At 56.5% G+C, this 13,750-nt stretch carries 13 protein-coding genes; 11 read left to right on the plus strand and 2 right to left on the minus strand.

The window, feature by feature from the left end:
• The first annotated feature begins 35 nt into the window (after positions 1 to 35).
• From VFQ24_04325 to VFQ24_04365, 9 genes are all read left to right on the plus strand, one after another.
• Positions 36 to 1,208 carry a glycosyltransferase gene (locus VFQ24_04325; protein HET9177565.1) on the plus strand — a complete coding sequence of 391 codons (1,173 nt, stop codon included), beginning with the start codon at positions 36 to 38 and terminating at the stop codon, positions 1,206 to 1,208.
• A gap of 35 nt (positions 1,209 to 1,243) precedes the next feature.
• A complete protein-coding gene (locus VFQ24_04330; GenBank protein ID HET9177566.1) occupies positions 1,244 to 2,266 on the plus strand; it encodes a glycosyltransferase in 1,023 nt (340 codons plus the stop codon).
• Between the two features lie 66 nt (positions 2,267 to 2,332).
• Positions 2,333 to 3,430 carry a glycosyltransferase family 1 protein gene (locus VFQ24_04335; GenBank protein HET9177567.1) on the plus strand — a complete coding sequence of 366 codons (1,098 nt, stop codon included), beginning with the start codon at positions 2,333 to 2,335 and terminating at the stop codon, positions 3,428 to 3,430.
• Between the two features lie 386 nt (positions 3,431 to 3,816).
• Positions 3,817 to 4,509, plus strand: a complete 693-nt coding sequence (locus VFQ24_04340) for an outer membrane lipoprotein-sorting protein (GenBank protein HET9177568.1) — start codon at positions 3,817 to 3,819, stop codon at positions 4,507 to 4,509.
• Between the two features lie 13 nt (positions 4,510 to 4,522).
• Complete coding sequence (locus tag VFQ24_04345) at positions 4,523 to 5,623, plus strand: ABC transporter permease (protein HET9177569.1); 1,101 nt, start codon at positions 4,523 to 4,525, stop codon at positions 5,621 to 5,623.
• Between the two features lie 17 nt (positions 5,624 to 5,640).
• Positions 5,641 to 6,369 (plus strand): ABC transporter ATP-binding protein, encoded by a 729-nt coding sequence (locus VFQ24_04350; GenBank protein ID HET9177570.1) that lies wholly within the window; start codon positions 5,641 to 5,643, stop codon positions 6,367 to 6,369.
• A 40-nt stretch (positions 6,370 to 6,409) separates the two neighbouring features.
• Positions 6,410 to 6,871: a hypothetical protein gene (locus VFQ24_04355; protein ID HET9177571.1), complete on the plus strand. Its 462-nt coding sequence runs from the start codon at positions 6,410 to 6,412 to the stop codon at positions 6,869 to 6,871.
• Between the two features lie 160 nt (positions 6,872 to 7,031).
• Positions 7,032 to 7,640, plus strand: a complete 609-nt coding sequence (locus VFQ24_04360; GenBank protein ID HET9177572.1) for an outer membrane lipoprotein carrier protein LolA — start codon at positions 7,032 to 7,034, stop codon at positions 7,638 to 7,640.
• 259 nt (positions 7,641 to 7,899) lie between these two features.
• Entirely contained in the window at positions 7,900 to 8,931 is a 1,032-nt protein-coding gene (locus VFQ24_04365) for a radical SAM protein (protein ID HET9177573.1), read from the plus strand.
• On the opposite strand, the gene VFQ24_04370 is transcribed toward VFQ24_04365, so the two are convergent.
• A complete protein-coding gene (locus VFQ24_04370) occupies positions 8,928 to 9,689 on the minus strand; it encodes a TrmH family RNA methyltransferase (protein HET9177574.1) in 762 nt (253 codons plus the stop codon). The two genes, VFQ24_04365 and VFQ24_04370, sit on opposite strands and share 4 nt — an antisense overlap.
• Positions 9,690 to 9,748: 59 nt before the next feature.
• Positions 9,749 to 11,074 carry a hypothetical protein gene (locus VFQ24_04375; GenBank protein ID HET9177575.1) on the minus strand — a complete coding sequence of 442 codons (1,326 nt, stop codon included), beginning with the start codon at positions 11,072 to 11,074 and terminating at the stop codon, positions 9,749 to 9,751.
• Positions 11,075 to 11,589: 515 nt separating this feature from the next.
• On the opposite strand from VFQ24_04375, the gene VFQ24_04380 reads away from it, so the two are divergent.
• Positions 11,590 to 12,249, plus strand: a complete 660-nt coding sequence (locus VFQ24_04380; GenBank protein ID HET9177576.1) for a DUF1080 domain-containing protein — start codon at positions 11,590 to 11,592, stop codon at positions 12,247 to 12,249.
• Between the two features lie 22 nt (positions 12,250 to 12,271).
• Positions 12,272 to 13,201: a sugar phosphate isomerase/epimerase family protein gene (locus VFQ24_04385; GenBank protein HET9177577.1), complete on the plus strand. Its 930-nt coding sequence runs from the start codon at positions 12,272 to 12,274 to the stop codon at positions 13,199 to 13,201.
• Positions 13,202 to 13,750 lie beyond the last annotated feature (549 nt).

Genomic DNA, 13,750 nt, shown 5'->3' on the forward strand with positions numbered 1-13,750 from the left:
CGTGCTCAGCAGCTAGATCGGGAGCTACACTGCCGATGCGCAAGGTTCTATTTTTCTGTTATGACCTGAAAGACGGCGGATCTCCACAGGTGGCGTCGGGCATTCTCAATCACCTGAACCGGGATGTGTTTAATCCGGTCTTGGTCACCTATTCGGAAGCGAGAGTTTTTCCAGTCCCTGAAGGAACCACCGAATACACTCTCCACATCCATGGGGGCGGCAGCCTGTTTCAGAAGCTGAAAGCCAACCTGACAGCGGTATTCCGACTGCGGCGGATAATTCGTCTGGAAGAGCCTGAGATCGCCGTCGGGATGGGTGGAATGACCAATTGGGGACTGATTCTGGCGGCTAGGCTGGCGAGGAAGAACACGAGCGTCATCATTGGGGAGCATGGAGCGGGGGCATTGAAGTATCGCGCAGATCGGGTGACGTCACTGATGATGCGTCTCCTCAACTGGTTCCTGTATCCGCTTGCCGACCGGATTGTCGCAATCTCCGACGGCGTGCGGCAATATCTTGTGAGAGAAATGAAGGTTGCGGAGGGGGAAATAGTTCTTATTCACAACCCGGTCGACATCAAAAGAATCCAGAAGCTGTCTCGGGAACAGGTCGACGATCCATGGTTGCATGACAGAGACAGGCCTGTGGTACTTTGGGTCGGCAGAATGGCAACCGTGAAGGGACTGGAATACCTGGTTGGCGCCTTCGAGCGCGTGATCAAGGAAATCGATGCCCGGCTGGTCCTGGTCGGTGAAGGCTCACTGGAGAATGCGATTCGTGAACTGGTCAGACAGAAAGGACTGCAGGAAAAGGTCCGCTTCGCAGGTTTTCAGAGCAACCCCTATCGCTACATGTCCCGGAGCTCCGTGTTCGCGTTTCCGTCCCTTAGCGAGGGATTTGGAATGGTTCTTGTAGAGGCCATGGCGTGCGGGCTGCCCGTGGTAGCGACGGACTGCGTGGCCGGGCCGTCGGAAGTCCTTCTGAACGGCAAATGTGGAATCCTGGTTCCGGTGGCCGATGAGGAGGCCCTGGCGCGAGGGATCGTTTCGCTGCTGACCGATACGGCCCTCCGTGAGCGACTGATCTCGGCTGCGATGGAACGGGTAACCGATTTCGAACCGGCTAAAGTGATCGCCTCATATGAGCGGCTATTTCTGGAATTGTGCAATGATCACCGGATTCAAGATCCCGTTCCTGCCGCAAGTTGATAGAATCATCCGGCATCGGCCGGGATAATCCTGATATGGGAAAAGTTCCAAGCCTTAACCTCCTTACCTGCAACTGGCACACGGGCTATCTCTACAACCTGTCGAAAATCGGGCATCAGTGGCTCGTCATGGGCGAATGGCAGGAGTGGAACCGTCCCATGCCGGCAAATTACAAGCTGGGAACATGGGACACCGCGCGGCGGGATTTCGCACGGTTTGACGCTGTGATCGGGCACGATGTTCGGCACGACCTGGGAAGGCTTCTTCCTTACTGCCTGCGCTACCATAAGCCTTACATTCAGGTCATCCATGGCCGAAGAGCGCGCAGCGGATTCAGCCGCAGCAGGATTCGCAGATTTGCGAAGCAGCTCTACTCCAGTGCCGTGCTGCGCCCTCTGGTTGTTCTGGGACTGATGAGGGTCGTGTTCATCTCTCCCTACGCGCGGTCCGATTGGGGATTCGATGGGACGACAATCGACCAGGGCATACCTCTGGATGAAATGGAGGCCTATCAGGGCACGGAGCGGTCTCTCCTGGTTGTCGGCAACACCCTGCACAGGGAGCATTTTGCCTTCGATGAGCTGATGGAAATCCGGAAACAGGTTCCTGTCACCGTCGTCGGCGAGAATCCGCACGTTCCTGGTTCCCGCCCTTCGAAAAACTGGGATGACTTGAGGTCGCTCTACTCACGCCACCGAGCGTATCTGAACCTTACACGTGAGCCCGAGGCCGGCCACAACCTGGCCTTGCTGGAGGCGATGGCCTCCGGTATGCCGGCGATTGCGCTGAAGCATCCGTTTACTCCCATCCGGGACGGCGAAAACGGTTTCCTGGTGGAAAACGTGTCGCAGGCTGTCGAGCGCGCGAAGCAGCTCCTGGGCAATGACGAACTCGCCAGAAGCCTGGGAAGGTGCGCCCAAGACACGGTCGAGCGTGATTTTTCGGTGAGTGCTTTTCGCGAGCGCTGGAGCGAACTGCTGGCGGACAGCATCGGAGCGGCGTTATCCCGGCGTGCTGTCGGAAGCGGGGCTGGCAAAGGAGAAACGAATCGTTTCTGAAATTACGGAGTGACTCGCTTTACGGGAAATGGACTGCTCCGGCTGCGCACCAGATCGAGGTATCAGGTGAAACTTCTGCTCGAAGACGGGTTCTCGGTGGAGAAAGGAACGGGCGTGGGCAGGTATACCGTGAACCTCGCGCGAGAACTGGGAAAGTATCCTGAAATCGAGGTTCTTCCGCCAGCGAGGAACCTGGTCCGGAAAATCCGCCCCTCGATCGCCCGGCGCCTCGCCTACGCAGCATGGCTCGAAACAGCTTTCCAGGCTCAGATTCTCAGACTTGATGCCGACGTCGTCCATTTTACAAACTACCTTGTACCGCGTAATCGCAAATCCAAGGCCAGGTTTGTGGCGTCCGTCCACGACTTGACTGCCTGGAAAATGCCTGAATCCCTTCCTCGGACCTATGTAAGTTATATCCGCAAAGCTATTTCGCGGGCAGTCAATGTTGCCGATCTCATTCTTTGCCCTTCGGCCTCAATAAGGAAAGAGGTCATCGAACGCTTCGGCCTGGCCAAAGAAAAGGTTCGGAGCGCCTGGAACGGGGACTCGCGTCTGCCCGAAGTACCGGCCGGAAGGTGCGAAGAACTTCGCCGTCAGCTTGCCAGTCGGTTGCGCCTCCATAAGCCCTACATCCTTTTCGTTGGTACGCTCGAACGGCGGAAGAATGTGACCACACTGGTGGAGGCGTTTGCCCGCGTCGCCGAGGAGTTTGACCTGCAGTGCGTGATGGTGGGCAAACCCGGCTTCGGGTTTCCGGAAATCAGGAGTTCAATTGAGCACCAGAGTTGTCGCGAACGGTATATCCTGGCCGGGTTCGTGACCGACGAAGAGCTTGCCTGGCTTTATACGCACGCTGAACTTTTTGCATTCCCTTCCTGGTATGAAGGATTTGGCACTCCATTGGTGGAGGCAATGTGTTTCGGGCTGCCGATTGTCGCCTCGCGCATCCCTTCCACAGAGGAAGTTGCGGCCGAGGCAGCCGTCTACTATGATAGCCCGCCAGACCATGAAGCATTGGCTGGCAAGATCAGTGAAGTTCTAAACAGTTCTGAAGTCAGGCGGGGATTGGGCCTGAGCGGTAAGCAACGGTCTGAAAAATTCAGTTGGAAGAACCTGGCCCGAACGCACATTGATGCCTACCGGTACTGTCTGAATGCCTGATGACTGGATCCACGAAACCCAAGCTCGGGCTGCACGCTGGCCACTCCTGTCCGGGGCTGACAGCTTAGTGAGCCAAACGGTGCCGTGCCACGCGGTCAGGTCGGGCAGCATCCCCCGCATCCGCAACAAAACAAAAGGCGCGAATTGACGACAGATACCGCCTGTGCTAGTCTAAGAACTTGTGTGAACCATGCCCCAAGTTCCCGATTTTGACCGGGCGTTTGGCCGCTGTCCCACTCCTCCTGGCAGTGATGATTGGAGGGTGGAGCTGCGCTGTTAAGCATAAGATCCGTCTTTCCCCACCGCCAGTTTCAGCCCCTCCCAGGCAAGCCACCGTTGCGGAGCTTGCCAGAGAGGTTGATGCGTGGAGCCAGCGCATTAGCACCATGACCGCAACCGTCGAGTTTAAGCCGACCACCGGCTCGGTCTATACAGGAGTCATCAACGAGTACCAGACCGTCGGCGGCTTTATCCTCCTGAAGAAACCAGCCACGATCCGCATTCTTGGCCAGGCGCCGGTGGTTAAGACAGAAATTTTTGACATGGTTTCCGACGGACGGCAATTTCGAGTTTCCATCCCTCCAAAAAACAAGTTCATCGAGGGAAGGGTCGACTACCGAGGATCGGCCAATCAGCCTCTGGAAAATCTCAGGCCCTCTCATATTCTGGATGCCCTGCTCATTCCTCCCGTCGATGAAACAAAAGAGAAGTTCTTCAATGAGGAGGTCCACGCGTCCAATGACAAGTACTATTACGTCATCAATGTCGTTGAACCGAACGGCTCGGGTGAGTTGGCCCTGAAACGGAAAGTGTGGATCGATCGCTCCGATATGAGTATTACCGGCCTTCAGCTTTACGGGCCCGGAGGAACGCTCGTGGAAGGTGTTGAATACACCGATTATCGCGACTTCCAGGGGATCCGTTATCCTGCCCAGATCACCTTGAATCGTCCGGAAGAAGGCTACACGCTTTCCATTACGGTGGAAAAGGCCACGTTCAATCAACCGATTCCGCCGGACAAATTTGTGTTGAAACAGCCGCCAAACTCAACCCTGGTCGAATTGGGCGGAGAAAAGTAGCCGGGGGAGGACCGTGGTCAACAGGATGATCTTCGAGAATATTCTTCACCGGCCGATCCGCACGCTGGTGAGCGTTCTGGCCGTGGCCATTGAGGTGGGGATGGTGATGCTCGTCGTCGGAATGACCCACGGCATGGTGAATGAAACGGCAAAAAGGGTCCAGGGCGTGGGAGCGGACATCATGGTGCAGCCTCCCGGCGCCTCGTTGTTCCTCGGGCTGACCCAGGCCCCAATGCCGGTCCAGGTGGGTGATCGTCTTGCGGAAATCCCGCATGTGCTGGCGGTAACCCCCGTGCTGTTGTTTCTCAACACGCGTGGCGGCATCAATCTGATTTATGGCGTTGATATGCCGAGCTTCAAGCGGGTGAGCGGCGGATTTGTCTACCTGAAAGGCGGTCCCTTCGAGCATCCGTATGACATGCTTGTGGACGACTGGTATGCCCGTTCGAATGACGTAAAAGTTGGGCAAACGCTGAATCTGCTGAATAACAACTTCCGCGTCTCCGGTATTGTTGAGCACGGCATGGGAGCGCGGATTTTCATTCCCTTATCGACCGCCCAGGACCTTACCGGGGCGCATGATAAAGCTTCGATCTTTTATATCAAGTGCACCGACCCCGGATACATTCCGTCTGTTTCCACGGCGATTCGCAACCTGCTGCCGACGCACCAGATCCTCGCCGTCAAGGAATATGTCTCGCTGATGACGTCGAATGATCTTCCCGCGTTGGACGCCTTTATTACGGCCATGATTGCGGTAGCGGTGGGAATCGGCTTTATGGTCATTTTTCTTTCGATGTACACGACAATTACTGAAAGAACGCGCGAAATCGGTATTTTAAAGTCACTGGGGGCAGGCAAAAGGTATATCATAGGTGTGATACTGCAGGAAGCCGGACTGCTCAGCATCATCGGCATCCTTGCAGGATATGGAGGAACGTGGCTGGCAAGAAAAGGCATTGTGGCGGCGTTCCCTACTTTAACCGTTGAATTGACCTTACATTGGGCGCTCTGGGCGGGACTGCTGGCCCTGGGAGGTTCATTGATGGGCGCCTTCTACCCGGCAATACGTGCGGCCCGCCTCGACCCAGTGGACTCGCTGGCGTACGAGTAGGAGAACGTTGGAGCACGATGGGATCTATATTTCTGGAGACCGCTGCGGAGGAAAGCCGGAACAGATTTGGTTGTATGGAACCCATTATCTCAACGGAGAACCTGACAAAAACCTATCGAGTCGGGAAAGTTGACGTTCCGGCGCTGCGCGGGGTGGACCTTGTCGTCCAGGAAGGAGAATTTCTCGCTGTTGTGGGGCCCTCCGGATGTGGCAAATCAACCCTGCTGCACGTCCTGGGAGGTTTAACCCGGCCCAGCGGCGGCCGCGTGCTGGTGGATGGCAACAACTTCCTCGAGATGAACGACGGGGAACGCACAAAATTTCGCCGCCACAAGATCGGTTTTGTATTCCAGCGGTACAATCTGCTGCCCACCCTGACTGCCAGGCACAACATCGCGATTGCACAACACATTCAGGGTGACGGATTCAATCCGCATCGGTTCGGCTCAGTGGCGGAGATGCTGGGCATTAGAGACAAGCTGGACCGTAAACCTTATGCGCTCTCAGGTGGCGAGCAGCAACGCGTGGCGATTGCGCGCGCGGTTATCTGCGAGCCTAAGCTCCTGCTGGCCGATGAGCCCACTGGCAACCTGGACACTGAAAACTCCCAGGTTGTGCTGAACATGCTGCGAAACCTGAACCGGGACTTTCGCCAGACCATCCTGATGATCACGCACAACCCGGAGGCGGCTTCAGTGGGCGACCGGATTATTCGCATGCGTGACGGCCGAGTCGTTTCCGATTGATTCCACAAGCTTTTCTCGATATCTTACCAATAACACTTGTATGGCACCTGGCACCGAGTTCGGCGAAGAAACCGTTCAGCGCCCCAACGTACACGCGGCGGGCGCCAGGCGCCCGTCTCTCGGCTTCAAGATCAGGCTGGTGATCAAGCGGGCGATTTTCTGGTCTTACGAGCGGGGAAGCTGGCAATATGACGTCATCTGCCTGCTGATTCTGGCCTTCATTTTTCTCTCTCCCACCGAGTGGTTCCACGATCGCCCTCGCCTCCAGTTGAGTGACTTACGACACGTCCAGGGAATTGTTGAAGTCAGTCACACAGACCAGGTGTGGGTCTATCAACTGGATGCCAGGCTTGTGGAATCGCTCGGGAAAGTTCCCGTCAACGACGCTGTACATCAGTTGCTCCTGCAACGCGTTACGCCGCCCTTCGAGATAAGGTCCATCAGCCCGATCCTCGGAACAGGGGACGTAATTCTCGGCTACACGGTCGAGCTCAAACGCTGAGAAGGCATCCCTCGGCCGCCGAGGGGACTCTTATGGAACAGGGCTATTGCGTGACATGAGCATGTCCGGAATCAAATCAAAGGGTGTTTGCATCTGCCTATCTTGCGTTTTGCTGGCGATAAACGCCCTGCCGGTTTTTTCAAAAGCCCGGAAGGAGCGGTTGGACCTCACTCAAGTCCTTTCCCATATGGACCAGACTGCCAAACGCCTCAAGACGCTCTCCGCGGACCTCGAGTACACTAAAGTGACGGTCCTGGTCAATGACTTTTCCACAGAATCCGGCGAGCTGTATTTTCGAAATTCGAAAACACCCGATATCCTTATCAAGTTTACGGCGCCGGTACCTAAGATCATCCTTTTCAGGAAGAACAAGGCGGAGATCTACCAGCCAAAAATCAATCAGATCCAGGAATTTGATCCCAGCAAGCATTCTCAACTGATCCAGCAGTTTCTGCTGCTGGGATTCGGCACCCAGTCGGACGACATGCAAAAAGTCTATGCGGTGAAATACCTGAGAGAAGAAGGGTTGGGCGGGGATACGACTGCCCTTCTGGAACTGACTCCCCGGGAGGAGAGCGTGGCGTCTCAGCTTTCAAAGGTCCAACTTTGGATCAGCGAGGAATCCTGGCTTCCGGTGCAGCAGAAGTTTTTTGAGGCGGGCGGCGATTACTTAGTGGCCCGTTACAGTTCTGTCAAGGTTAATCGCAATCTGCCATCCTCCACCTTTCAGATCCACGTTGCAAAGGATGCCAAGCGGGTCAGGAGGTAAGCGCTTCCTGCAAAGCGACTTGCCGTGAACGGTCTCGCCGATTGAGAGCCGGTTCTTACGCTTCGACCGTCCCTTTCCACATTTGAGAGTGAAATGGTTGCAGATTGCGTCAATCTTGTCGTATATCTATAATTTAGCAGGCGATAATGGGCAAGTTTGAGGAATCCCAGCTTCCCAGGATCATATTTCGCATGCACCGTCGGGGCTGTTTGGGAGCATTGCATTCCGCGTTCGCGGGTTTAGTGGTGACTTGATCTTGATGAACAAAGTCGCTCTGAAGCGAAAATCCCGATTTGTTCGCACGAGAGTGCGAGAGCTTCGGATGATCTCCAAAGCCTTGCTCTCCTCTCGGCATCCCGTCCTTGCCCACATCATCCCTATTCGCCGCTGCAACCTTTCCTGTGCCTACTGCAACGAGTACGACAATTTTTCCAAGCCGTTGCCGCTTGAAACGATGTATCGCCGGCTTGACCGCCTGTCCGATCTGGGGACGAGCATCATAACCATCAGCGGGGGCGAGCCGTTGCTCCATCCGCAGCTCGAAGCTATCATCAGGCATATTCGGTGGCGCGGCATGATGGCCGGCATGATCACCAACGGCTATCTGCTGACGCAGGCGCGAATCAACTCCCTGAACGATGCGGGGCTCGAACATCTCCAGATCAGCATCGACAACGTCAAGCCCGACGACATCTCAAAGAAAAGCCTGAAAGTGCTTGACCAGAAGTTGCAACTGCTTGCCGGGCATGCGGTGTTTCAGGTCAATATCAATTCGGTTCTGGGCAGCGCCGTCAATGATCCCGAGGACGCGCTCACCGTTGCACGCCGCGCCATCGAACTCGGTTTTACGTCCACGGTTGGCGTCATCCACGATCATGAAGGGCAGTTTCGTCCGCTCAGCGCGCAGCAACAAAAGATATTCAGCACCATCATGGGCATGGGCAAGCGCTCATACTCACGATTTAATCGCCATCAGAAGTATGTGGCCCAGGGGATTCCGCGCGATTGGCGATGCCGCGCCGGAAGCCGCTATCTCTATGTCTGCGAGGACGGCCTGGTCCATTACTGCTCGCAGCAGCGGGGTTATCCCGGCATCCCTCTGGAAAACTACACACCGCAGCACCTTTACCACGAGTACCGCACCATCAAATCGTGCGCCTCGCGCTGTACCATCCAGTGCGTGCAGCACATCGCGCTGCTTGATAACTGGCGCGATCCCCAGACCCAGCCCGGATTTGAGCGGCCCGTCGAGCCGGTGGGAGAACTCCAGCCGACCGTTCCCGACAACTAAACCTGCTCATCCGGGCAGTCTTCTTTGCCGAACGCCCGGCCTGTATTCAATTTCCATTCCAATTGTGCGAGCACACCGCCGAGCACGCGCACATCGTGGTTGCTCAAGCGCAGGTCGATCAACAGCCGGCGGAGTTTCAAAACCTGCGCCTGCTTTCCCTTGGGCTTGAAATAGCCGGCGTGGTCCAGGAGCCTGGCGGCACGATCGAGGATGTGGTCGAGCGATTGAAGGTTGGCCGGCAATGACGAATGCGCGCGCCCGCTGGCGGCAGCGTGGGGAAATCCAGCGGCTCGCGCCAGCTCAAAGCAGACAACCGCTACGGATTGTCCCAGGTTCATCGAGGGGCACTCGCCGGTTGTAGGAATCCGCACCAGCATGTGGCAGTAACTCAAATGATCATTCAATAAGCCGGTCTTTTCAGAACCAAACAAGACCGCAGCGCGCGCCCGGGCGGGAAGCTTCACTGCGGTTGAGGCGAAGTCGGTGAGCAGAACGGGACCACGATCCAGGTTTCGTCGCGAGCCCGTCGTGGTCCCCACCACGAAGTTGCAGTCGCCAATTGCTTCGGGAAGCCGGTCTGCCATGCGCGCCGATTTCAGGACATGCCCAGCGCCGACGGCCGAACGGGCCTCCCTCCAGACAGGGTCATATGGGGCCACAATCACCAGGTCATCAAAACCGAAATTGGCCATGGCGCGTGCAGCGGCGCCGATGTTGAGGGGATTGCGGGGCCGCACCAGCACCATGCGCCAATTCACTCCAGCCACTTTCATGCACAAGATTTTACCAGCGGAAACACCTGTCCCGGAGGGCCAGGCTATTTTTTGGGCGTGGAACTGGAAGGAGGAGTATTGGCATCCGGCGGGGCCGGCTTGGCCGGGTCGATCGACTCGACAGCCTTAATCACGGAACTTGCCTTGAACTGTTTGTAATCCGTGTAGCGGATGATCTCTTTGATGTGCACCGGGCCCGATGCGAAATAGAGGGTGTCGTCCGCCAGCGTAAAAGTGGGAAACCAGAATTTGCCGTCGATCTGCTGCCGCCAGGTCGTGAAGGATGGGAAAAAGTTTTGCTCCTTGCTGGTGTTCACCTCTGGCACCTGGCGTCCCTGGGCCTTGACAATCTGCAGATCGCGATCGTCCACCCAAACCACACCCTTAAAGTATTGCTTATGTTTCTTGATTTCTATTGGGCGGATGGAGAAGACATAGGCCGTAATGTAATCCACTTTCACGTGACCGAGATACTTGATCTCATATTCATTAAGCTCGTCGGTGGTGAGAACGAAAGGCTGGATGCTGCGCATCGCATCCAGGTCCTGCTCGGTCATCGTCACCTCCGTCAGCGAGCTCGTAGGCGCATACGTAACCTTTTCGATCCGGTGTCCCTGGTCGTCAAAAAGAATGTCCCAATTCTGCTGCCACATGCCGTTGACCCTGCCGTCAGCGTCCAGCGTTTCAACTTTGTTGATCTGACGATAGGTGTAATTATCCCTGGCCTGCTTGAACGTCAGTTCTTTAGCTGCAAAGGCGTGAATGATGTTCTGGATCTGGGCGGGGCTGGGATCGCTCAGGTTCGGCGAAGGAGCCTCCGTCGCCTGCTTTGACCCTGCCGTCAGGGGAGGCGGAGCCTCGCCCCCGGCAGACTGTGCAGAACTGCTGGAAGGACGGGCGATCGCATCGTTAATCTTTTGATTGACCGCCGAAGTCCTGGAGCTTTGCGACGAGGCGGTCGATGCGGGCGGATTGGATATATTCGTGACCTGGGGACCGGAGCCGGGGAGTTCAGGGTTTATGCCCGAACTCGAACCAGGAGCTCTCTGGGAGGCTTCCGTGGCAGGGCCCGACTTTTTCGCCGCGCTTTGGCGATTGCTGCTAACCATCGCGTCAATCAGCGCCTGCGTAGCGCCCTGCTTCTGGAATTTTTGAATCAGCTCCGGAGTCAACTGAAAGTCCACGCCCCGCTGCTCCACCAGCGTGATCATCTTCGACTCGGAAGCGCCGCCAATCAGGAGCAGAGTAATGTCGTCCTGGCTCAAGGGTTGAGCGCCGCGCAGCGGAAGCACAAAAATTCCGGCCAGCGCCACCAGGAGTGCCAGCGACTTGAGATATGACCTTGTTTGAGGAATTGTTTTGATGCCCATTTAATTAATGCACTGCCCTCAACCGCCTCCCCTGGGGCCTAATGATGTAGAAGTCGCCTTGGGATAAAAAGGTTGCTCGGCGGTCCCCGGGAACCTGCTCCCGGTGGGGCCCCAAGGTCTCCCTTCTGCCCCCTCCAGGCGGTTCGGCGCTTTTGCGGCTACTTTAATTATAGCATCGGGCGCCGGCGCGTCGGAAGTGGCCAACGAACCCGCGAACCAGACCGTGGCGGAGGCCGCTCGCAAAATCCGCGGCTGCGGAAGCTGGCCGGTCGAATAAGGAGCTGCAGCCAGGAAAAAGGACTGGCGGGCATATGCGGAGAGGGAATAACTCCTGCGCATTTGCTTGCCTGAAATGCCAAATATGCTACACTACCGAGTCGCAAGAGCATCGTTATTCTCTGAGTGCCTCTGAATTTGCGTAGGGCGTTGCTACCACTGGCGGCGTGGCGTCCCTCGAAATCGCGGATTCGCTCAAGAGCCCAGGACGCTTCTTTCTTATCTGATCGAGGTGCAAAATGGTGAAACACTTGTTGCTGTGCTGTGCCATTCTTGGATTCGTCACGGCGCCCGGAATGGCCCAGAGTGGCGGCTGGAAGCAGCTTTTCAACGGGAAGAATATGGAGGGCTGGGAGCACGTGGGGCCCGGCGGCTTCAAGATTGCCGACGGCCTGCTGGAATCATACGGAGGCATGGGACTGCTGTGGTACACGGGCCGGAAATTCGGCGATTACCAGATTCGTGTCGTCTACAAAATGCGCGACAAGAATGACAATTCCGGCGTCTTCATCCGAATTCCGATCGAACCGCGCGAACCCTGGATGCCCGTCTATTACGGCTATGAAGTTCAAATCGACAATGACCCGAAAGGGGAGACCAAGGAGTATCATTCCACCGGATGCCTTTACTCCATCTCGAAGGCCCTTGCCTATCCTGGGAAGGGATCGGGACAGTGGAACACCATGGTGATCACGCTCGACGGTCCGCACACGATCGTTACGGTGAACGGCGTCAAGGTGACGGATTACACCGAAGGCCAGGCGGCGCCGCCTCGCAAGTTCAACTTTGAACCCTATCGCGGACCGCGCCCCAATGAAGGCTACTTCGGACTCCAGAACCACAGCAACAACGACATTGTGTTCTTCAAGGAAGTTGCCGTTCGGCCCTTGCAAAAATAAACTTCAACTTTCGGAGGCGAAAATGGACGACAAGTTCACACGCAGACGTTTCCTGCAATCGGCGGGGGCAGCAGCCTACGTGGGGGCCGGGCTTGCCATGCCCGGGCAGGCGCAAGCGGCCGACAGCGGCGCGGATACCAGCAGCGTGGCAGGCAAGGCCAGAATGTTCCCGGGGTGTTGCGCATATTCTTACCGCAAATATCTGGCGAGCGGGCAGATGAGTATGCAGGACTTCATTCACGAGATCGTAAAGATCGGCTCAGTGGGCGCAGACATGACGGTTTACTGGTTTAAATCCACTGATCCTGCTTACCTCGCTGAGCTTCGGCATCTCGCCTTCAAGAACGGCGTGCCGCTTTCCGGGGCGGGTTGCAGGTCCAGCATGGTCCAGGCCAGCGCTGACAAGCGCCGCGAAGTGCTGGCAGATATCAAGAAGTGGGTGGACGTTTCACAGGGACTGGGAGTTCCACACCTGCGGATTTTCGGAGGCAAGCTTCCCAGCGGCGCAACTGTGAAGCAGGGGACCGATTGGGTGGTGGAAACCATGAAGCCTGCCTGCGATTATGCCGGCAATAAGGGCATCACGCTCGGCATCGAGGACCACTCCGGCGTCACGCAGAATTCTGACGTTTGCCTGGAAATCATGCACCGGGTAGACTCGCCTTACGCAGGCATCAACCTCGATATCACTCACTTCACCCCAACAGGCTCCGAGGACCAGTATGCCCAGATCAAAGCCTGCATTCCGTACGCCACCCAAACCCACATTCGCGATCATTTCGATGACGGCACGCCCATCGATCTGGATCGTGTGTGGAAGATGTTCCAGGAAGGCGGCTACAAAGGCTACATGTCCCTTGAATACGAAGGCAGGGGAGAAGATCCCATGACCGGCATTCCCAAAATGATGAGCAGGGTCAGGGAACTCTGCCAAAAGTACTCCAGCGCATAAGCCCGGTAGGTCGCCAAGAGGCAATTCCCATTCCTGTTATTCCGAGCCGTTCGCCCCTTTTGCTCGCGGGTGGCACGGGCGTCCTCGCCCGTGCTTCGGTCAAAAAATCACGGCCAGGATGGCCGTGGCACAACATGGCGGCCAAATCGAGTCACCACCGCGGCCCATTGGTAATTGAAAAACGCTGCGGTCTTCGCTATATTGGCTGATATGCCTATTTTCGAGTATCAATGCCGGAACTGCGGCTCCAGATTTGAGAAGATTTCGTACGCGTCAGGCGCAGAAATCCTGTGCAAGCATTGCTCAAGCCCCAAGGTCGAGAAGCTTTTGTCGGTGTTTGCCGTTGCGGGCGCTTCCCGCCAGGGAGTGTCGAGCGAACCCGGCCCCTGCCCGTGCGGGGCTCCTCGCCGCGGTATGTGCGGTGAATAACGGATCCCCAAGCCCGCAGATTTCCAGTTCCGATCTTTTGTTATACCCTTGGGAACGATGGGAGATTTACTCCGCCGTTTCGGTCCCCGAAGCCGTCCGTGGAATCTGCCCGCCAGGGCC

The organism is Terriglobia bacterium (assembly GCA_035712365.1).
Lineage (GTDB): Bacteria > Acidobacteriota > Terriglobia > UBA7540 > UBA7540 > SCRD01.